The sequence below is a fragment of the Nonomuraea jabiensis genome (genome assembly GCF_014204795.1).
Taxonomy (GTDB): Bacteria; Actinomycetota; Actinomycetes; order Streptosporangiales; family Streptosporangiaceae; genus Nonomuraea; species Nonomuraea jabiensis.
In genome coordinates this window covers 5,672,372-5,692,393 of record NZ_JACHMB010000001.1, presented here as the reverse complement: position 1 = coordinate 5,692,393, position 20,022 = coordinate 5,672,372, and the positions used below count along the sequence as shown (strand labels likewise).

The window sequence follows — 20,022 nt, the reverse complement described above, 5'->3', positions numbered from 1 at the left end:
CGATTTGAAGGGCTTGTCCTTCTTCTTGTCACCTTCCTGCTTGCCCACGCCGGGGCCTCCCCTCACCAAAATGACTTCTCACTGTGACCATAAGACCACGTATCGGCATGGGCAGGTGCACTGCTTCCTTTGTCGATCCGGCTAGAAGTCGAACTCACCCTTGCTCATCCCGTCCTTGAAGGCCGCCCACTCGGACCCGGTGAACACGAGGACGGGCCCCGCATCTTTGTCCTTGCTGTCCCGGATGGCGACGCGGCCTCCGGAGAGCGGAGCAACCTCGACACAGTCGCCCCCGTGGCCGCCCGACGCACGCGCTTTGCGCCACTTGGCGTCCTTCAGCTCTTCACTGTTCGGCATAGCGCTCCGCCGCCGCGTCGGACGATCGCGCCTCGGGGCGGCGGATCTGCTCCTGGAGAGCGCGCTCCCACGCGTATTCAGCGTTGACAGCACGTAAAGACTGTGTTGACATCGGCCCAGAGAGCGCTCTCTCTCAAGCCCCCACCCCCCCATGGAGCAACGATGACAACAGCCATCCGGCACCGGCGCCGGCGCCGACTGGCGGCGGTGGCCGTGGCGCTCGTGGCGCTCAGCGGCCTGCTCGTCAATGTGGCCGTCAGCGCCTCGGCCGCCGTCCCGCCCACCCCGTCCGGCTGGTCGCTGGTCTGGTCGGACGACTTCGACGGCGCCGCCAACACGCTGCCCTCGTCGGCCAACTGGATCGTCGACACGGGCCACTCCTACCCCGGCGGCCCGGCCAACTGGGGCACCGGAGAGATCCAGAACTACACGTCCAGCACCTCCAACCTCAGCCTCGACGGCGGAGGCAACCTCCGCATCACGCCGCAGCGCAGCAGTTCGGGCGAGTGGACCTCGGCGCGCGTCGAGACCAGGCGGGCCGACTTCAAGCCCGCCGACGGCCGGATCCTGCGCATCGAAGGACGCATCCAGATGCCGAACGTGACCGGCGACGCCGCGCTGGGCTACTGGCCGGCGTTCTGGGCGCTCGGGGCGCCGTACCGGGGCAATTACTGGAACTGGCCCGGCATCGGCGAGTTCGACATCATGGAGAACGTCAACGGCATCAACGCCGTCTGGGGCGTGCTCCACTGCGGCGTCAACCCGGGCGGGCCGTGCCAGGAGACCACCGGCCTGGGCGCCAACCGCGCCTGCCCCGGCTCGACGTGCCAGGCGGCCTTCCACACCTACCGCTTCGAGTGGGACCGCAGCGTGAGCCCCAACCAGCTGCGGTGGTACGTGGACGGGCAGCAGTTCCACAGCGTGAGCCAGTCGCAGTTCGACGCGGCGACCTGGTCCAACATGACGGGGCACGCGGGCTACTTCCTGCTGCTCAACGTGGCCATGGGCGGGGCGTTCCCCAACGCGCTCGGCGGCCAGACGCCCACGGCGGCGACCGTACCGGGGCGGCCGATGCTGGTCGACTACGTGGCGGTGTGGCAGAGCGGCAGCGGCACCCCGCCGACCAACCCGCCCGGGGGCGTGGACGCCCGTTCGACGATCCAGGCCGAGCAGTACCAGGCTCAGTCGGGCACCATCGTCGAGACCACCACGGACACCGGCGGCGGCCAGAACGTCGGGGCGATCGCCAACGGCGACTGGCTCCGGTTCGACGGCGTGAACTTCGGAACGGAGGCCGCCCGCCAGTTCAGGGCCAGGGTGGCGTCCGGGGCCGCGGCCGGGGTGAGCGGGCTGGTGCAGGTCCGGCTGGACAGCCCCACCGCCGCTCCCATCGGGGACTTCGCCGTCGCCAATACGGGCGGGTGGCAGAGCTGGCGTACGGTGCCGGCCAACATCTCGGGCGTGACCGGCACGCACACCGTCTATCTGACCTTCAGCAGCGGTCAGCCCGCGGACTTCGTCAACGTCAACTGGTTCACGTTCTCGACCAGCTGAGGCTCTCAGAGGGTCTCGAAAAGGCGCGGGAAGACCTTGGAGACCTTGGACAGCAGGTACTCGCCGTAGGTGCCGGTGAAGTCGACCTGGCCGTCCCAGCGGTGGCCGGGGGCGTACGGCAGCGGCGGTACCTCGCTGTCCCAGCCGGGGTCGAAGAAGAACGGGAAGCTCAGGCGCTCGTTGCCGCTGCGGTTGCGCACCCGGTGCGGGGTCGAGCGGTAGTGGCCGCCGGTGAGCTTGTCGAGCATGTCGCCGATGTTGCAGACGAAGGTGTTCTCCAGGGGCGGGGCGTCGATCCAGCCGCGCGGGGTGCGTACCTGGAGGCCGCCGTTGGCGTCCTGGAGGAGGAGGGTCAGCAGGCCGTAGTCGGTGTGCTCGCCGACGCCCCAGGTGTCGGGGTCGTCCGGCGGGGCGGGCGGATAATGAAATATCCGGAAAAGCACGGTCGGCTCGGCCGTGTAGCCGGAACGGAAGTAGTCCTCGTCCAGGCCGAGACTCAGGGCGATCCCCGACATGACGGCCTGGGCGAGCGCGGTCATCGTGCCGAGATAGTCGAGTACGGCGTCGCGGAGCTCGGGCACCTGGGCGGGGAACAGGTTCGGGCCGTGCAGCGGCAGCGGGCTCGGCGGCTCCTCGGCGCCGAAGTAGATGCCCTCCTTCAGGTCGGGCCGTCCCGAGGTCAGCTCGCCGCCGACCGGGAAGAAGCCGCGCCAGGCCTTGCCTCCGCGTTCCATGGAGATCTCGGCCTTCACCTCCTCGGGCAGGGCGAAGAAGCGCCTGCTGGCGGCGTCGAGCCGGCGCGGCAGCTCCGGCGGCACGCCGTGGCCGGAGACGTAGAAGAAACCGCTGTCCCGGCACGCCTCCCCGATCGCCTCCGCCACGGCACGCTTGGCAAGGCCAGCGGCAGCGGGGTCGGCGCGGTCCGTGGCGGCGGGGTTGGCGGCGGCGGGGTCGGTGGGGTCGGTGGCGAGCAGGGACGAGACGTCGATCACCGGCAATTCGCTCACATCGTCATTTTGACATCCACCCACTCCCGGCGACCTCTACCGCCTGCCCGGCTGGGCGCGGCGCCGGCACGAGGAGGACGAGCTCGGCCGAGGGCAGGCGGCCGACGGCGTGCCGCCGGGGGCAGGCGGCCCGCGGTGTGCGGTCGAGGGCCAGATCGACACGCTCGCCCTCCAGACCGGCAGCAGGCCGCGTTTCCACGAGCGGGACGACGAGCAGCGGGCCGAGCGGGCCGAGCGGGCCGAGCGGGCCGAGCGGGCCGGGGTCCGGAGGCCGTAGCGAGTGGGGGATCCAGGGGGCCCGGCCCGGTGCGGGGCTCAGCCGGATTCCCTGACCACGAGCCGGGTCGGCAGTACGACGGAGGTGGTGTGGCGGCCCTCCAGCCGCGACAGCAGCAGCCGCGCCACAGCCAGCGCCTGCTCCGCCAGCGGAACCCGCACGGTGGTCAACCCAGGCGTGGTGGCCGAGGCGGCGTCGATGTCGTCGAAGCCCACGATCGCCAGGTCCTCGGGCACCCGCCGGCCCAGTTCCCGCGCGGCCTGCAGCGCCCCGATGGCGAGCTGGTCGGTGGCGGCGAACACGGCGTCCAGCGCCGGCTCGTCGCCGAGGAGCTGCCGGGCCGCCGCCGCGCCCGAGGCGCGGGTGAGGTCGGCCAGGGCCAGTAACGGCTGCGCGCCCGCCCGCTGCAGCGCCGCCCGGTGTCCGGCCAGGCGGTCCTGGACGGCGACCAGGTCCATGGGGCCGCAGATCATGCCGATGCGGCGGCGCCCGCTCGCGAGGAGGTGCTCGGTGGCGGCGGCCGCGCCGCCGGCGTTGTCCACGTCCACGTACGGCACCAGCGAGGCGACGGCCGGCTTGCCGAGGAGCACGATCGGCACGTCCGTACGCGAGAGCCGTTCGGCCAGCGTGTCGCCCCGGTCGGGCGGCAGCAGCACGACGCCGTCCACCAGCCGGGCCTCGGCCTGCTGGACGATGCGCCGGTGGCTCTCGGCCGTGTCGGCCAGCATGAGCGTGATCTGCTTGCCCGCGCCCTCCAGCATGCTGGTGACGTACTGCACGACGGCGGCCGTCAGCGCGTCCCCCTGCCTGGGGACGGACAGGACGAGGGCGATGGCGTTGGTCCGCCGGGTGACCAGGCTGCGGGCGGCGGCGTTGGGCACGTAGCCGAGCTCCTTGACGGCCCGCATCACCGCCGTGCGGACCTCGGGGCTCACCGACGCCTCGCCGTTGACCACGCGGGAGACGGTGGCGCGGGAGACGCCGGAGCGGGCGGCGACGGTTTCCAGCGTGGGCCGCTTGGGCCGGGTCTCGGTGAGGCCGTTGCGCCGGATGACGTCGCGATACCACAGCGCGCTGTCCTTCGGCCGCCTTTTCTGGGTGGCGAAATCGACGTGCACGAGGCCGAACTTCCGCTGGTAGCCCTCGGTCCATTCGAAGTTGTCGAGCAGCGTCCAGACGAGATATCCGCGAACGCGGGCGCCGCTCTCGACGGCCGACAACAAGGCCCGCAGATGTTCCTCGACGAAACTGATGCGCTCGACGTCGTGAATGCCGTCGCCGGTCACCACGTCGACGAAGTCGGCGCCGTTCTCGGTGACCATCAGGTCGAGCTCGGGATATTCCGCGGAAAGGCGCCGCAGCACCAGCGAAAGGCAATTGGGCACGATCGGCCAGCCCATCGCGGTGACCGCCGTCGGAATCGTGCAGAACAGCACGCCCTCGCTTCCCGGATAGGCCGGGGAGGCGGGCTCGCTGGGCTGGGCCTGCACCACCGAAGGCGAATAGTAATTGACGCCGAGCAGGTCGAGGGGCTGGGCGATGATGTCGAGGTCGCCGTCGCGGACGTGGCCGAGGCCGCCGTTGCGCTCGATGATGGGCAGGAGCTCGGCGGGGTACGAGCCGCGCAGCATCGGCTCCAGGAACTGCCGGTTGGCCAGGGCATCGATCCTGGCCACGGCCTCGGCGTCCTCCTCCGACAGCTGCCTGCCGAAGTCGCTGACCTGGGCGGGCGTCAGAACGGGCGAGATGTTGAGCACCGTCCCGACCCGGGCCGCCCCGCCGGAGCGCAGGGCCTGCGCGGCCAGCCCGTGCGCGAGCATCATGTGGTGGGCGCTCCTGAACGCCTCGGCGGCCGATTTCCGGCCCGGCGCGTGGCTTCCGTCGCTGTATCCCAGGAATGCCGCCACCCAGGGCTCGTTCAGCGTGAACCAGGTGTCGACCCGGTCGCCGAGCCGGTGGTGCACGGCGGCGGCGTAGTCCGCGAAACGGCGGGCGGTGTCGCGGGACGGCCAGCCGCCGAGCTCCTCCACCGCCTGCGGCAGATCCCAGTGATAAAGGGTCGCATAAGGCGTGATGCCGGCCGCGAGAAGCTCGTCGAGCAGCCGGTCGTAAAAGTCGAGCCCGGCCTCGTTCACCTTGCCCGAGCCGTCGGGGAGAACGCGCGGCCAGCTCACCGAGAACCGGTAGGCGGCCATTCCCAGGTCTTTCATCAACCGCACGTCTTCGGGATAGCGGTGGTAATGGTCGCAGGCCTCGGCGCGGTCGGCGGAAAAGACGTCCCAGATGGACGGCCCGCGGCCGTCGGTGGACGTGGCCCCCTCGATCTGAAAGGCCGAGGTGGAGACTCCCCACACGAAACCCTCGGGGAAGCTTGCGGTGCTCATTCTGGCGGAACCCTCCGATGACTGTCTGCCCGCTTAGTCTCCCGCGTGCCGCTCGTCGCGCGCCAGCCTGGCCAGGCGGTATACAGAGCGCGTGGAACTGGACCGGCTCGATCGTGACATCATCGCGGCGCTCGTCGAGGACGCCCGCGCGACCTTCGCCGACATCGGACACCAGGTGGGGCTGAGCGCGTCGGCGGTCAAGCGCCGGGTGGACCGGTTGCGCGAGGCGGGGGCGATCACCGGGTTCAGCGCGAGGGTGGCGCCGCAGGCGCTCGGCTGGACGACCGAGGCGTACGTGGAGCTGTTCTGCCAGGGCAAGACCAAGCCGTCGGACATCGCGCTGGCCGTGGCGAAGTTCCCCGAGGTGGTGGGGGCGGCCACGATCACGGGCGAGGCGGACGCGCTGCTGCACATCAGGGCCACGGACGTGCGCCACGTGGAACGGGTGATCGAGCGCATCGCGGCGGAGTCGTTCGTGGTGCGGACCAAGAGCTCCATCGTGCTCTCGCGGCTCGTGGACGCACCTCCCGGCACCACCGTCCCCGAGCCGCGCAACGGATCGCCCGCCCAGCTCTGAAAGACGCAACAGACCTGCGCGAACACGCAATGCCAAACACTTGGCCTGCATAAACATGCATTCCTAGGCTGTCTTCGTCCCTTCGAAAAGGACATCCACCCATAAACCTCGACGGAGACCTGCATGCCCAAACACTTCCTGATGTGCCGTCCGGACTACTTCACGGTCGAGTACGCGATCAACCCGTGGATGGATCCCGAGGCAGGCGCGGACCGCAACCTGGCGGTCCGGCAGTGGGAGGGCCTGAAGGCGGCGTACGAGGAGCTCGGGCACCAGGTGAGCCTGATCGACCCGATCGAGGGGCTGCCCGACATGGTCTTCGCCGCCAACGGCGCGCTGGTCGTGGACGGCCGCGTCTACGGCGCCCGGTTCGCCCACGCCGAGCGCGGCCCCGAGGGCCCCGCCTACCTGCGGTGGTTCACCGAGCGCGGCTACCCGGCGCGCGAGCCGCTGCACGTCAACGAGGGCGAGGGCGACTTCCTCACGCTCGACGACGTCATCCTGGCCGGCACGGGCTTCCGCACGGACGTGGTGGCGCACCAGGAGGCGCAGGAGTTCCTGGGCCGCCCGGTGATCTCCCTGACGCTGGTGGACCCGCGCTTCTACCACCTGGACACGGCGCTGTTCCCGCTCGACGGGCGCAATGTCGCGTACTACCCGGAGGCGTTCTCCGAGGGCAGCAGGAAGGTGCTGCGCAAGCTGTTCCCGGACGCGGTGATCGCGACCGCCGAGGACGCCGAGGTGCTCGGTTTGAACGCGGTCAGCGACGGCAGGAACGTCGTCATCAACGCCGAGGCGTCGAACCTGCAACTGGAGCTCAAGCGGCGCGGCCACGAGGTCATCCCCGTCGACCTGTCGGAGCTGCGTAAAGCAGGCGGCGGACCCAAGTGCTGCACACTGGAGATCAGGGGGGAGAACTGACCATGACCACCAGCGCAGAGCTCATCGAGATGAGCGAGCGCCGCAGCGCGCACAACTACCATCCGCTTCCCGTCGTGATCCACGAGGCGCACGGCGCCTGGGTCACCGACGTGGAGGGCAAGCGATATCTGGACTGCCTGTCCGGCTATTCCTCGCTCAACTTCGGCCACGGACACCCGAAGATCATCGAGGCCGCCCGCGACCAGCTCGACAACCTGACCCTGACCAGCCGCGCGTTCTACCACGACCAGTTCGCGCAGTTCTGCGCCGGGCTCGGCGACCTCACGGGCAAGGACCTGATCCTGCCCATGAACACCGGCGCCGAGGCCGTCGAGACCGCCATCAAGGTGGCCCGCAAATGGGGCTACGAGGTCAAGGGCGTCGAGCCCGACCAGGCGAACATCATCGTGATGGAAGGCAACTTCCACGGCCGCACGACCACGATCGTGAGCTTCTCCACCGATCCGGAGGCACACGACAACTTCGGGCCCTACACGCCGGGCTTCCGGCTCGTGCCGTACGGCTCCACCGAGGCGATCAGGCAGGCCGTCGACCCGAACACGGTCGCGGTGCTGGTCGAGCCGATCCAGGGCGAGGCCGGGGTGCTCGTCCCGCCGGACGGGTACCTGAGCGAGATCCGGGAGCTCTGCACCGCGCAGGGGATCCTGATGATCGCCGACGAGGTGCAGTCGGGGCTGGGGCGCACCGGGCAGACGTTCGCGTGCGACTACGAAGGGGTCGTGCCCGACGTCTACGTCCTGGGCAAGGCGCTCGGCGGCGGCGTCGTACCGGTCTCGGCCATCGCCGCGAACCGCGACGTGCTCGGGATCATCCAGCCCGGCCAGCACGGGTCCACGTTCGGCGGCAACCCGCTGGCGTGCGCGGTGGGCATCGCGGTCATCGAGCTGCTCAACACCGGCGAGTTCCAGGCCAGGGCCGCCAAGCTCGGCGAGGTGCTGCACGCCCGGCTGCGCGAGCTGATCGGCAAGGGGGTCGTGGAGGTGCGCGGGCGCGGGCTGTGGGCCGGCGTGGACATCGACCCGGAGCTCGCGACGGGGCGGGAGGTGTCGAAGGCGCTGATGGCGCGGAGCGTGCTCGCCAAGGACACCCACGGCTCCACGATCCGCCTCGCCCCGCCCATCGTGGTCTCCGAGGAGGACCTGATCTGGGCGGTCAACCAGCTCGCCGACGCCCTTTACGAGCTGACCACCGCCTGAGGTTTCAAGGTCTTTTACGGCGGAGCACGGGAGGGCCCAACCGCCGCACGTGGCTGGGCCCTGTCCAGGGAGACGCTTCTCCGGTTTACGGGGCCGGGCGCCGTTACGGCGCCCGGTTGCCCGTCTGGGTGGTCATTCGCCGGCCGGGGACGCCTTCGCCGGTGCCGGCCCCTGTGACGGCGCCACGGTGGCCGTCGGCTTTGCTGCCGGCCCCTGTGACGGCTTCACGGTGGCCGTCGGCTTCGGTGCCGGCGCCTGCGTCGGCTTCACGGTGGCCGTCGGCTTCGGTGCCGGCGCCTGCGTCGGCTTCACTGTGATCGTCGGCCCCGGCTCCCCCGCGGACGGGTCGCTCGTCGCCTCCAGGGAGACCGTCATGGTCGGCACCGGCTTCGAGACGGTCTCGTCGCTCGGCAGCGGAACGGCTGAGCTCGTCTCGCCCGGGGCGGGCTCGGCGCTGGACGGGGCGCAGACCGCCTCGCCCTTGTACGACGGCGTCGCCTGCGGCAGCGCGTCCACCACCGACGCCTTGAACTGGGCGGTCAGCGCCAGCACGCTCCCCTTGGGAGCCCCCGCGAGCCGGTCGTCCACGACCGTCTCCCGCTCTCCCATGAACACGTGCGTGGCCGGGTCGAAGATGGCCTGCCTGAGGATCCCCTGGGGGTCGACCCGGCCGAGCGCCACCCCCTTGCGGCCCGCCGAGTCCTCCACCCCCTCGGTCACCTGGACGCCGGGGATCGACTTGGCGGCCTCGAAGAGCGCGTCGCGCTGCGCCTTCGGCAGGTACGTCTCCCTGACCAGGTCCGTCAGATGGTCGAAGGCGGCCCGGTCGTTCTCGTCGCCCTTGGCCTCGCCCGCCGCCGCGGGCATCTTGTAGAGGCGTGCCCGCATCCCGGCGGCGTCCGTCGGCAGGGTGCTCAGGTAGGCGTAGTCGGTGCGGTTCTCGCCCAGCGGGGAGGGGCAGGACGGCAGCACGTGCCAGTCGGAGCCCTGCCAGTTCCCGGCGTCGGCCGGCAGCTGCTCGCCCGGCCACGGCCGGGGCTCGCGGCCCTCGATCAGCAGCAGGCCGTTCGCGCTCCCGTCCGCCGACTGCCAGATCTTCCTGTGGGTCCGGTAGAGGTGGCGTGAGGTCTTGCCGCTCTCGTCGGCCGCCATCGACCGGTACATGGTGTCGGACTCGATGAGGACGAACTGGCCCGGACGGGGCGCCGGCTCGTCGGACGACGCCACGGCGGCCGACTGGGTCACCGCCGTGGCGGGGCCGGTGCCCCCGTGGCCCTGGTTCGTCAGCGCCATGGCCACCCCGCCGACCAGGGCGACCGTGACCCCGAACGCGGCCGCGGCCTGCCAGCCGAATCCGGGCAGGCGAAAGCGGCCCCCGCCTCGCGCCTGCGCCAGCAGCCGTTCCCGCGCCGTGGCCCTCGCCTCGGCCCCGTACGGCGGCACGGCGGGCCGGCCGTCGGCGAACATGCGGATCTCGTCCTCATCCATGCTGGGGCTCCTCTGCTGCGAAGGGATCGGTGCCGCCGAGAGCCCTGCGCACCTTGACGCGGAGCCGGTGGAGCCTGGACCTGACGGTGCCGACCGGCACGCCGAGCGCGAGCGCCGCGTCCTCGTACGTCAGGTCCGCCCACGCCACGAGCAGCAGCAGGTCGCGCTCGCCGGCGCTGAGCCGGGTGAGCGCCCTGGCCAGCCTGGGCTGGAGCTGCTCGGCGGTCACCCGATCGGCGCTGCGGTCGTCGAAGGTGCCGGGGCGCTCCACGTTCACCTTGGCCATGGCGGCGGTGCGCCGCCGTTCGGCCCTGCGGTGCTGGGCGACGACCTTGGTCGCGATGCCGTATAACCATGGCCTGGCATCGGGCCACGAGCGGTCGTAACGCGCCCGCCGGCGGAACGCGACGAGGAACACCTCCCCCGTCACGTCGTCGGCCAGCTCGCTCCCGAGGCGCCGGGCCGCGTACCTGTGGATCTCGTCGGCGTGCCGGTCGAACAGCGCCGCGAAGCTCTCCGGGTCGGCCAGCGAATGCCCGATCAGCGTCGAGTCATCCAGCGTCTCAGGCACATCCTGAACACCCACCACTCTGCCGGTCCTCTCTCATGCGGTCACCCTGTTGTTGGCCGCACGTCGGAGGGCGGTTCCACCTTTCTTCCGACCGGCTACGGGAGGCGCCACACCTCCATCCCCTCCGGAGCCGGCTCCGGGGTGAAGCCCGCGGTCTCCAGCTCCGAGACCAGCCGGGCCCGGGCGGGCCAGTGGTTGGTGAGGACCACCTCGTCCTCGCTGATGGCCACGCCGTGCTGCCTGATCCGGTAGACGAAGCGCGTGGTGACGCTCTCCCCCTCGGCCTCCAGCACCTGCCCGGCCACCTCGTACGCGTGCCTGCCGACCTGGTACGACCCCAGGACCTCGAGATCGCCCGGCACCGGCGCGGACCGCTCCCGCCAGTTGAACACCAGCCGCCCGCCCGGCTCCAGCTGCCTGCCCAGCACCTGCCACAGCGCGGCCCGTTCCTCCGCGTCGAAGCTCTGCAGGACGGAGATCATCACGATCGCCTCGACCGGTTCGTCCACCTCCACGTCGAGCGCCCCATAAGGCAGCACGGTCACCCGCCGCAGCGTCGCGGGGTCGGAGGCCAGGCGGGAGACCAGGACCGAGCGCATGCCCAGTGACGGCTCCACGGCGAAGATCTCGGCCGGCGTCTCCCTGGCCAGCAGCTCGGTGATCAGGCCGGTGCCCGCGCCGATCTCGAGCACGCTCCGCCGCACCCCCTTCAGCAGCAGGGGAAGCAGCTCCCGCACCATCGGGACATGCCCGTCCTCGTGCCAGAGGTCGTAGAACGGCACGGCGGCGGCGTAATCATCCTTGTGCATGCGCTTCAGCGTAGGCGGACGGAGTCGATCGGCCTGACCGCATCGCCGACGGACTCGTACCAGGTGACCTCGTCGGGCAGGGTCAGCGTGGCCACCGCGTTCTGGAACCAGGGCCCGTTCGTGACCCGCCACCTGAACGGCGGCTTCGGGATGCCCGCCAGCCGCGCCAGCAGGCCGCCGACCAGCGTGGCGATCGAGAACTGGGTGAACACGTTGGCCCAGCGCAGCATGCGGCTCAGCGGGTTGCGGATCGGCGAGCAGACGATCTGGTAGATCTGCCCAGCCCCGGCCTTGGCCAGGTAGGAGTAGTGGACGTCGCCGGAGAGGATCAGCACGGGCTTGCCGACCTTCGCCAGCAGCCTCGACAAGTCCTCGAACGAACGCCGGAACGCCGCCCAGTGCTCCAGGTCGATGGCCTGGCGGAACTTCTCCGACCACCGCCGCGCGAGAGGGCCCCACCGGCCGTCGCACAGGGCCTCGTTCCAGTTCTGCACGCCGTGGACGCCCTCGGGGAGGAGGAACGGGATCGACGAGCCGATGATCAGCCGCTCGGCCGGGGCGGCGACCTGCTCCTCCAGCCAGGCCCATTCCCCCGGGTCGAGCATGCGGCGGTCGCCGGGCGTGAGCTGCCTGGCGCACCTGGTGTCCACCATGATCAGGCGGGCGTTGCCGAGGTCGCGGGCGTAGCTCCAGCGGTTGCTGCTCGGCTCGGCGTCGGCCTTCTCCGCGAACTCGTCCAGGGCCGCGCCGCCGTCGCCGTCCATCAGCTTGCGCAGCAGCGGGTCCTCCGCGCGCTCGGCCGGCGAGAGGTTGCCGAGGTGCTGATAGATCCAGTACGCCCCCAGCCCCGCGACGACGCGGCGCTGCCACCACGGCACGGCGGCCATCTGCTCGCGCCAGGGCTGCGAGGTGTTCCAGTCGTCACGCAGGTCGTGGTCATCGAAGATCATCGCGGACGGGACGGTGGACAGCAGCCACCGGATCTCCTCGTCGGTCCAGGCCAGGCGGTAGAGCTCGGCGTACTCCTCGAAGTCGGCGATCTCCCTCTGCGGCTCGGTGCTCCTGCGGGCGCGGATGTAGTCGAGCATCGCGGGCGAGGGGTTGTCGGCGTAGACCTGGTCGCCGAGGAGCACCAGCAGGTCGGGCCACTCCTCGTCGTCCGCGGTGGGGAGGTGCTCACCGTACGCGCGCAGAACGTCGTCGCCGTGGGTGAGGAGGTGCGCGGCGTCATGCGGGACGCTGGTGCGGCACGAGCCGAACGCCAGCCTGCGCACCCCGTCGGCGGGCAGCAGCCGGATCCGGCTCGGCGGCCGACCCGCCAGAGGCCATACCTGCTCCCCGTCGAGCCTCACCGAATACGACCCGATATCCTGGGAGAGTTCAACGAGATCCACGATCGCGTAGTGGTGACCGTGCACGGTGAAGGTAGGCGACCGGTAAGACCTGCCGTCCGCCTCGATGGTGACTGTGCAGGGCTCGGCGGTCTCCACCCAGATCGAGGCGCTGACCGAGTCCACGTATCGCAGCATCGGCCCCATCACGAGTGCGGGCATCTCACTCCCCGAGATATTCACGATTCGGCACACTGACCGGACGCAAGCCTGCCAGAGTGGCACGGTCCACAGCACCTCGGGATTTCATCGACTGCTAGGCAAGGTCAAACCCTCCGCCTTAGGATGATCGAGACAACAACGCCCAAAGTGGGAGGCAATGGCGCTTCCCTCTTTAAAAAGGGCGTCATAGCAGGAGGATTCTCTTCCATGAGCATCATGGTGCCGTCAAAGACGCCGGCCCTGATCACCCCGGGCCGCCAGGCCCTCGATTCCGCACTCCACCAGCTCGACCAGGCCGCCGAGCAGCTCGGACTCGACGACGGGCTCCGCACGATGCTGGCCACGCCGCGGCGGTCGCTGACCGTCTCGGTGCCGGTCCGGCGCGAGAACGGCCGCATGGACGTCGTGCAGGGCTTCCGCGTCCAGCACAACGTCTCGCGAGGACCCGCCAAGGGCGGGCTCCGTTTTCATCCGGACACCGACATCCACGAGGTCACCGCGCTCGCGATGTGGATGACGTGGAAGTGCGCGCTGGTCGGCATCCCGTACGGCGGCGCCAAGGGCGGCGTGGCCGTGGATCCGTCCACACTCACCGAGCGCGAGCGGGAGCGCCTGACCCGCCGCTACGTCAACGAGGTCATGCCGCTGATCGGCCCTGACCAGGACATCCCGGCTCCGGATGTCGGCACCGACGCGCAGACCATGGCCTGGATCATGGACACCTACAGCGTCCACACCGGCTTCCCGGTGCCCGGCGTCGTCACCGGCAAGCCGAAGACGCTGGGCGGCTCGCACGGACGCCTGTCCGCCACCTCGCGCGGCGTGCAGATCGCGGCGCTGGCCGCGCTCGGCCGCTCGCCCGCCGGCAGCACCGTCGCCGTGCAGGGCTTCGGCAAGGTGGGCGCGCCGGCCGCGCAGTTCCTGGCCGACGCGGGTTGCAAGGTGGTGGCCGTCTCCGACGTCACGGGCGCCGTGTACGCCTGCGGCGGCCTCGACATCCCCGCCCTGGTCGCGTACGCGGCCGAGGCAGGGGGCGTGCGCGGCTTCCGCGAGGCCGACGCGCTGACCCATGACGAGCTGCTGGAGCTGGACGTGGACATCCTCGTCCCGGCGGCCCTCGAAGGTGCGATCACCGAGGCCAACGCGCCCCGGATCCGCGCCCGGCTGATCGTGGAGGGCGCCAACGGCCCCACCACGCCCGAGGCCGACGAGATCCTGACGGCCAACGGCACCACGGTGGTGCCCGACATCCTCGCCAACGCGGGCGGGGTGATCGTGTCCTACCTCGAGTGGGTGCAGAACCTGCAGGCCTACTCGTGGAGCGCCGAGGAGGTCGAGCTCAAGCTGCGCGAGCTCATGCTGGAGGCCTTCGCCGAGGTGAAGTCGGTGGCGGCCGAACGCGGCCTGACGCTCCGCCAGGCGGCACACGTCATCGGCGTGGGCCGCGTCGTCGAGGCCCACCAGCTCCGCGGCCTCTACCCGTAACCACACCTCAGCCCCACCGGCTGAACGACGGTGGGCGCGCGCCACCACCGCGCGCCCACCCCTCCCCCGAAGGACGCCCGACACGCTGGACGCCTACCGGTGCTGCTCGTAGAGGCGGTACGTGGCAAGGATGTTCAGCCGGTGGAGGTCCCGGCAGAGGGCGAGCATCCCCTGCTCGGCCAGACCCCGCGGCACCGGATAACGGGCCAGGGCCGCCGCCAGGCCGGGATCGAGCGCCTCCGCCCACGGATCGGTGCAGGCCGCGTACGCCTCCTCCAGGCTGCGCCCGGCCTCCACGGCGGCCAGCACCTCGTCGTGCAGTCGCTCCAGATATCCGATGAGGGCGTCCACCGCCGCCGGCCCGTCCCCCATCGGACCGTGACCCGGGACGATGGTCTCCAGCTCGGGCAGCGCCTCGCGCATCCTGCGCAACGACCCCAGGTACGGCTCGGGACCGCCCTGGAGCAGCATGTGGGCCGTGCCCGCGTGACACAGGAAGTTGCCGGTCCAGGCGGTACGGGTGTCGGGGACGTACACGACGGTGTCGCCCGGCCCGTTGCCGGGGCCGAAGTGGTGCAGCTGGACCACGCGCCCGCCGAGGTCGATCTCCGCGTACGCGTCGAACACGAGGTCGGGCCGGCGCCACGTGGTGACCGCGTCGAGCAGGGCGTCGTCGCCGTACATGTTCGCCGACCTGGTCTGCTTCTCGTACGCGAGGTCGGCCATGTTGTCGCGGTTCGCCCGGGACGAGACGACGACGACCTCGTCGGGGAACGCGGCGTTCCCGAAGCTGTGATCGCCGTGGTACGTGGTGTTGACCAGGTAGCGGAGGGGCCGGTCGGTCAGGCCCGCGGCGACCCCCTGGATTTTTGCCGAAATTTCGGGCGTGATCCCGGCGTCGACGACCAGCGCCGCGTTCCGCCCGGCCACCACCCCGTTGTTGTCCTTCGGCGGCAGGTTCGCCATCAACGCGTACACGCCCTCCGCGAACGCGTGCGGCACCAGCTCCAGACCCACCGGCGACAGGTTCGGCCCGCCGTAACCGGCCGGCCGCTCGGCGATCTCACGCTCGGGAATCCGCGAAGTGAACATTTCCGCTCCCATCTCTCTCCGTGCCTTTAAACTAATCGAACGAGCGATTATTTTTCAAGGTGATTGGATGTCCTCGTGAGCAGCATCACCAGCGGCCGCCGCCCGGGCCGTCCTTCCAAGGCCGAGGCCGGCGACACCAAGGCCGCACTCCTGGACGCCGCACTGCGCCTGTTCGCGCAGAAGGGGTACGCGGGCACCTCGATCAGGGCCATCGCCAGAGAGGTGGGGTTGAGCGAGAGCGTCCTTTACGCGCACTTCGCCGGCAAGCAGGCGATCTACGACGCGGCCATGTCCCTGGCCGGCCCGCAGGCGGCCGACGTGGCGCTCGACGAGGCCCCGGACGAGCCGGCGGCCTTCGTCGAGTCGTTCGCGGCCCGGCTGCTGGCCGCGTGGGACACCCCGCGGTCCAGGCAGGTCATGAGCCTGGTCTCACGTGACGGCCTGATCCACGACGAGACACTCGCCGCGGGCATCGAGAACGTACTGGGCCATCTCGCCGAGGTGTTCGCGCGGTGGCAGTCGGAGCAGCGGATCCGTACGGACCTGGGCAGTCCGGACGACCTCGCCTACGCCCTGCTGGCCCCGATCGCCCACGCCCGGCTGCTGTGGCTGCACGGGGAGGCCACGCAGGCCCAGCGCGAGCGCGCCCGCGACCGCATCCAGGCCCACGCCGCCCTGTTCGCCAGAACCCTCACCCGCTGACCCCCTCCACAACGCCCCCCGCCCTTCTCCCCCAAGGAACCCCACCCCTCGACGGCGACGGACCGTCCCACTGCGCGGCCCTGCCCTTCGCCCACAAGGAACCCCAGCCCACGTCGGCGACGCGCTCGGCGACGGCGGGACGATCCCGCCGACCGTGGGCGCACGCCCGGCTGCGCGCGCTGGGCTCTCGGTACACAAGTTGAGGTAAAGATTGATGTCGCAGGTCAGAGCACTGATCATCGTCACCTTAAGGTGGGAGTGTGCTCAGGTTGGTGCTGTCTCTGGTCCTGCTCGACCCCACCGCCGTCGCCGAGGTGTCGCAACGTAACGTCCCCGTCCCGCGCGTCCTGACCCCCGACGGCGACCGCCTGGGCTACGCGCCGGTCCCGCGCCCCTACACGGGGGCGCGGCGCCTCACGGGGGTCCTGCTCGGCCGCGACCCCGTGACGCGGACGAACGTGCTGTGCGGCGGCACGGTGATCGGCTCGCGCAGCCGCAGCCTGGTGGTCACCGCGGCGCACTGCCTCCACCAGCACGGCCGCTCGCTCCAGCAGGTGACCTTCCTGCCCGGCTACGACCTGGGGCAGCCGAAGCTGGGGGTCTGGCCGGCCGTGCGCGTGTGGGTGCCCGCCAAGTGGCGCACCGAGCCGTACTCGCCGAGTCTGCTGCCGTACGACGTCGGCCTGGTCGGTGTGGCGCGGCGCGAGCGCCCGCTGGAGGCCGTCACCGGCAAGGGCCTGCGGCCGATGCCCACCACCAGGGGCACGAAGCTGCGCGGGCTCGAACTGCTCGGTTATCCGGCGGGCAAGGGCTATCCGGGCACGAAGATGTACCGGTGCGTGGGCGACGCGAGCGAGGGCCTGTCCGAGGGGCCCGGGCTGATGATCACGCACAACTGCCACGCCGCCGCCGGCGGGAGCGGCGGTCCCGCCCTGTACGGCGACGCGCTGGCCGGCGTCGTGTCGTCGTCCAGCCCGATGAGCGACACCCAGGGCTACACCGTGCTGACCAGGCTGGGCGGGTCGGTGTTCGGGCGGATGCTCGCCAGGGCCGACAAGGAGATGCTCAAGCTGCCCGGCTGACGATCTCCTCGCAGAGCGCGTGGGTGGCCAGGGCGTCGTCGGCGGCGATCCGGCGGCCCTCGCGCACGGCGGCGAGGAAGTCGAGGCAGATCTGCTCGATGCCGCGCTGCCTGGCCACCGGCACCCAGTCGGGACGACGGGCGAGCGTCTCGCCGCCCCGGTAGTCGACGACGTCCCCGAGGTTGGCCACGCGGCGCTTGGCGCCGTCGCCCATGGCCTCGCAGGTCTCCTCGCTCGCCCCGCTCGCCCGGTTCATGACGCCGATGGCGGTGAAGCCGTCGCCGGTCAGCTCCAGGACGACGTGCTCGAGGAGGCCGTCCTTGACGCGGGTCCTGCTCCTGGTGCCGGTCACGGGGCCGGGGGCGAGGAACCTGAGGGTGTCCACCACATGGATGAAGTCGTCGAAGATCACCCGGCGCGGCTCGTCGGGCTGGTTGTCGCGGTTCTTCTCCATGAGGACGAGGTGCCGGGGATGGGCGGCGAGCCCGGCGTATCCGGGCGCGTACCGGCGGTTGAAGCCGACCATCAGCGACCTCCCCACGCTCTCCGCGAGCCGTACGAGCCGCTCCGAGTCCTGGAGCGTGTAGGCGATCGGCTTGTCGACGTAGACGTGGATCCCCGCGTTGAGCAGGGGTTCCACGATCTGCGGGTGCGCCTCGGTGGCCGCGTGGACGAACGCCGCGTCGGCCCCCGCCTTGATCACCTCGTCCACGCTCGTGGACCGCCCGGCGATCCGGTAGGTGTCGCCGAGCCGATCCAGGCGAGCCCGGTTGCGCGTGCAGAGGTGCAGGTCGAGGGCGGGCTGGGCGGCGAGCACGGGCAGGTACGCCTTCTCCGCGATGTCGCCCAGGCCGATCACGGCTATCTTCACGCCTCGAGCGTAGCCTTGAGCGCCACTTCGATCGGCGTAGGCGCGACACCGAAGGTGGTCTGGAAGGCCGAGGAGTCGAGCACGAACGGCGCCGTGAACTGGTACCTGACGTGGCCGAGCTCCCCGAGCATGGGCGAGAACAGGCCGGCCACCCTGACCAGCGGCCACGGGAGCCGTGCGAACCTGGGCGCGGGCCGCCCGAGCAGCGCGGCCATGCGCTCCCCCATCTGGCGGAAGCTCAGCGGGTCGCCGGTGGGCACGTGCCACGGCCGGCCCCAGGCCCGCTCGTCGCCGCCGGCCACGATCAGCGCGTCCGCCACGTCGGGCAGGTAGGTCCAGCTGTGCGGCATGTCCGGGGGGTAGACCAGCTGGATGGCCTTGCCCGCCCTGAGCGGCACGATGAACCGGTCGCCGAGGTAGGACTGGTCGCTGGCGCCCGGGCCGAAGAAGTCGGAGCCGCGCACCTCGGTCGTCCTGATCCGGCCCGCCTCGTGCGCGGCCAGCGCGTCCCGCCACATCTTCGCCCGCACCCGGAACTTGGGGTTGGCGGAGGCGAGGGGCAGGTCCTCGGTCATGGGGCCGCTGACGGGCCCGTACGGGTAGAGGTTGCCGAGCATCACGTACACGGCGCCGCTCGCCTCGGCGGCGGCCAGGAACGACTCGGCCATCGGCGGCCAGTCGGTGAGCCAGCGGTGGTACTTGGGGTTGACGCAGTTGTAGAGGACGTCGGCCCCCTTGGCCGCCTCGATCAGCCGGGCCTTGTCCGAGATGTCGGCGGCCACCTTGACGGCCCCTTCGGGACCGCTGCCCGAGCGGGTCACGACGGTGACCTCGTGCCCCTGGGCGAGAAGCTTGGCGGCCACATGCGTACCGACCTGGCCGGAGCCCACGACGACGTGCTTACCCATGATCAGACCTGCTTCCAGACGATGCGGAGAACCGCGTTGACGACGAACACAGCGAAGAAGACGACGGCCGGGGTCACCAGGCCGGAGGCGTAGAGCGCGGCGGCGCCCCCGCCGAACCAGAGGATCTCCAGCGCGGCGCGGGCCAGGCCGGTGAGGGGGAACGTGGCGTTGGCGCCCCCGCCCGCCCCGAACAGCGCCCAGGCGGCGATGAACAGCGCCGGGGCGCCCACCCCGGCCAGCAGCTTGATCCACCAGGCGGCGCTCAGAGTGAAGCCCCAGTATCCCACGGAGGCCAGCACGCCGAGCTCCAGGAAGAACATCAGAGTGGCGTTGGCGCCTTTGACGATGCCGAGCATTTCGGTCCTCCGTGAACTGTCGTTCGCTTACGAGAGCAATGCTCTCTCAAAAGAGCGGCGATCGTCAAGAGCAGTGCTCTCGTTTTCTTGCACCGCTCTGATAGCCTGCTTTCATGACAGCCAGCCGTACCGCCAGAGAACGCGTCAGGGCGGAGCTCACCAGGGAGATCACCGACATCGCGCGCCGCCAGCTCGCCACCGAGGGCGCCGGGGGCCTGTCGCTGCGGGCGGTCGCCCGGGAGATGGGCATGGTCTCCTCGGCCATCTACCGCTATTTCCCGAGCCGTGACGACCTGCTGACCGCGTTGATCATCGATGGCTACAACGCGCTCGGCGAGAGCGTGGAGCGCGCCGACGCCGCGTGCCGGCAGGACGACTACCCGCGCCGGTGGATGACGGCCTGCCACGCCGTACGCGACTGGGCGCTGGCACACCCGCACGAGTACGCGCTGCTCTACGGCTCCCCCGTGCCCGGCTACCAGGCGCCGCAGGACACGATCGCGGCCCGGGTGCGCGACGTCACCGTGCTGGGCCGCATCCTCTCCGACGCCTGGGCCGCGGGCGCGCTCCAACCCCCTCCCGGCGAGGCCCCGCGCGAGCTGGCGCCGGAGGTGGAGGCGTTCCGCGGGCTCATGCCCGGCGTGCCCGACGACCTGCTCTGGCGCGGCCTGTCCGCGTGGACCGCGCTGTACGGGTGGGTCAACTTCGAGGTGTTCGGCCAGTTCAACAACACGATCGAGAACCGGCGGGCGGCGTTCGAGCACTCGATGCGGCTGGCGGGCTCGACGTTCGGGCTTGCTCAGTAAGACTT

20 protein-coding genes are annotated in these 20,022 nt (G+C 70.9%); 9 read left to right on the top strand and 11 right to left on the bottom strand.

Translation table 11 applies throughout. The features are described 5' to 3' along the window. Window positions 1-141: 141 nt before the first annotated feature. Window positions 142-357, bottom strand: a complete 216-nt coding sequence (locus tag HD596_RS26315; protein WP_185071976.1) for a DUF397 domain-containing protein — start codon at window positions 355-357, stop codon at window positions 142-144. Window positions 358-519: 162 nt separating this feature from the next. Between HD596_RS26315 and HD596_RS26310 the strand changes: the two genes are divergently transcribed. After that, a complete protein-coding gene (locus HD596_RS26310) occupies window positions 520-1,911 on the top strand; it encodes a glycoside hydrolase family 16 protein (RefSeq protein ID WP_185071975.1) in 1,392 nt (463 codons plus the stop codon). Window positions 1,912-1,916: 5 nt separating this feature from the next. Here HD596_RS26310 and HD596_RS26305 read toward each other — a convergent pair whose 3' ends face one another. Beyond that, window positions 1,917-2,918 (bottom strand): isopenicillin N synthase family dioxygenase, encoded by a 1,002-nt coding sequence (locus tag HD596_RS26305; RefSeq protein WP_221519523.1) that lies wholly within the window; start codon window positions 2,916-2,918, stop codon window positions 1,917-1,919. 109 nt (window positions 2,919-3,027) lie between these two features. Between HD596_RS26305 and HD596_RS26300 the strand changes: the two genes are divergently transcribed. After that, window positions 3,028-3,195: a hypothetical protein gene (locus HD596_RS26300; protein WP_185071974.1), complete on the top strand. Its 168-nt coding sequence runs from the start codon at window positions 3,028-3,030 to the stop codon at window positions 3,193-3,195. 38 nt (window positions 3,196-3,233) lie between these two features. On the opposite strand, the gene HD596_RS64920 is transcribed toward HD596_RS26300, so the two are convergent. Continuing rightward, a complete protein-coding gene (locus HD596_RS64920) occupies window positions 3,234-5,579 on the bottom strand; it encodes a GH1 family beta-glucosidase (RefSeq protein WP_185071973.1) in 2,346 nt (781 codons plus the stop codon). A gap of 91 nt (window positions 5,580-5,670) precedes the next feature. On the opposite strand from HD596_RS64920, the gene HD596_RS26290 reads away from it, so the two are divergent. The 3 genes from HD596_RS26290 to rocD all read left to right on the top strand — a co-directional run bounded on the left by HD596_RS26290 (window position 5,671) and on the right by rocD (window position 8,294). Further along, on the top strand, window positions 5,671-6,156 hold the full coding sequence (locus tag HD596_RS26290) for an Lrp/AsnC family transcriptional regulator (RefSeq protein WP_185071972.1): 486 nt from the start codon (window positions 5,671-5,673) through the stop codon (window positions 6,154-6,156). A gap of 123 nt (window positions 6,157-6,279) precedes the next feature. Further along, complete coding sequence (ddaH, locus tag HD596_RS26285) at window positions 6,280-7,077, top strand: dimethylargininase (RefSeq protein ID WP_185071971.1); 798 nt, start codon at window positions 6,280-6,282, stop codon at window positions 7,075-7,077. A 2-nt stretch (window positions 7,078-7,079) separates the two neighbouring features. Further along, the gene (rocD, locus tag HD596_RS26280; protein WP_185071970.1) at window positions 7,080-8,294 is read left to right on the top strand and encodes an ornithine--oxo-acid transaminase; all 1,215 of its coding nucleotides are present in this window, start codon (window positions 7,080-7,082) and stop codon (window positions 8,292-8,294) included. Window positions 8,295-8,426: 132 nt separating this feature from the next. Here rocD and HD596_RS26275 read toward each other — a convergent pair whose 3' ends face one another. The 4 genes from HD596_RS26275 to HD596_RS26260 all read right to left on the bottom strand — a co-directional run bounded on the left by HD596_RS26275 (window position 8,427) and on the right by HD596_RS26260 (window position 12,715). Next, a complete protein-coding gene (locus HD596_RS26275; protein WP_185071969.1) occupies window positions 8,427-9,782 on the bottom strand; it encodes a CU044_5270 family protein in 1,356 nt (451 codons plus the stop codon). Next, window positions 9,775-10,353: an RNA polymerase sigma factor gene (locus tag HD596_RS26270; protein ID WP_313044698.1), complete on the bottom strand. Its 579-nt coding sequence runs from the start codon at window positions 10,351-10,353 to the stop codon at window positions 9,775-9,777. Before HD596_RS26270 ends, HD596_RS26275 begins: the two co-directional genes overlap by 8 nt. A 95-nt stretch (window positions 10,354-10,448) precedes the next feature. Beyond that, the gene (locus tag HD596_RS26265; RefSeq protein WP_185071967.1) at window positions 10,449-11,162 is read right to left on the bottom strand and encodes a class I SAM-dependent methyltransferase; all 714 of its coding nucleotides are present in this window, start codon (window positions 11,160-11,162) and stop codon (window positions 10,449-10,451) included. A 5-nt stretch (window positions 11,163-11,167) separates the two neighbouring features. Beyond that, entirely contained in the window at window positions 11,168-12,715 is a 1,548-nt protein-coding gene (locus HD596_RS26260) for an alkaline phosphatase D family protein (RefSeq protein WP_185071966.1), read from the bottom strand. Between the two features lie 207 nt (window positions 12,716-12,922). On the opposite strand from HD596_RS26260, the gene HD596_RS26255 reads away from it, so the two are divergent. Further along, the gene (locus HD596_RS26255) at window positions 12,923-14,200 is read left to right on the top strand and encodes a Glu/Leu/Phe/Val family dehydrogenase (protein ID WP_185071965.1); all 1,278 of its coding nucleotides are present in this window, start codon (window positions 12,923-12,925) and stop codon (window positions 14,198-14,200) included. Window positions 14,201-14,293: 93 nt separating this feature from the next. Here the strand turns inward: HD596_RS26255 and HD596_RS26250 are convergent, their stop codons facing one another. Beyond that, window positions 14,294-15,292, bottom strand: coding sequence for an MBL fold metallo-hydrolase (locus HD596_RS26250; RefSeq protein ID WP_185071964.1), 999 nt, complete (start codon window positions 15,290-15,292; stop codon window positions 14,294-14,296). A 75-nt stretch (window positions 15,293-15,367) separates the two neighbouring features. Between HD596_RS26250 and HD596_RS26245 the strand changes: the two genes are divergently transcribed. Both HD596_RS26245 and HD596_RS26240 read left to right on the top strand, forming a co-directional pair. After that, window positions 15,368-15,994 carry a TetR/AcrR family transcriptional regulator gene (locus HD596_RS26245; protein ID WP_185071963.1) on the top strand — a complete coding sequence of 209 codons (627 nt, stop codon included), beginning with the start codon at window positions 15,368-15,370 and terminating at the stop codon, window positions 15,992-15,994. 260 nt (window positions 15,995-16,254) lie between these two features. Continuing rightward, a complete protein-coding gene (locus tag HD596_RS26240) occupies window positions 16,255-17,076 on the top strand; it encodes a trypsin-like serine peptidase (RefSeq protein ID WP_185071962.1) in 822 nt (273 codons plus the stop codon). Here the strand turns inward: HD596_RS26240 and HD596_RS26235 are convergent. Genes HD596_RS26235 through HD596_RS26225 form a run of 3 tightly spaced genes read right to left on the bottom strand, consistent with a single transcriptional unit; the run spans window position 17,060 to window position 19,211 of the window. Beyond that, a complete protein-coding gene (locus HD596_RS26235; protein ID WP_185071961.1) occupies window positions 17,060-17,947 on the bottom strand; it encodes a Gfo/Idh/MocA family protein in 888 nt (295 codons plus the stop codon). The genes HD596_RS26240 and HD596_RS26235 overlap by 17 nt on opposite strands. Continuing rightward, window positions 17,944-18,855 carry an NAD-dependent epimerase/dehydratase family protein gene (locus HD596_RS26230; RefSeq protein WP_185071960.1) on the bottom strand — a complete coding sequence of 304 codons (912 nt, stop codon included), beginning with the start codon at window positions 18,853-18,855 and terminating at the stop codon, window positions 17,944-17,946. The genes HD596_RS26235 and HD596_RS26230 overlap by 4 nt, the downstream gene beginning before the upstream one ends. A gap of 2 nt (window positions 18,856-18,857) precedes the next feature. Then, window positions 18,858-19,211 (bottom strand): YrdB family protein, encoded by a 354-nt coding sequence (locus tag HD596_RS26225; protein ID WP_185071959.1) that lies wholly within the window; start codon window positions 19,209-19,211, stop codon window positions 18,858-18,860. Window positions 19,212-19,324: 113 nt separating this feature from the next. Here HD596_RS26225 and HD596_RS26220 point away from each other — a divergent pair, with 113 nt between their 5' ends. Further along, entirely contained in the window at window positions 19,325-20,017 is a 693-nt protein-coding gene (locus tag HD596_RS26220; RefSeq protein ID WP_185071958.1) for a TetR/AcrR family transcriptional regulator, read from the top strand. The last annotated feature ends 5 nt before the right edge of the window (window positions 20,018-20,022 follow it).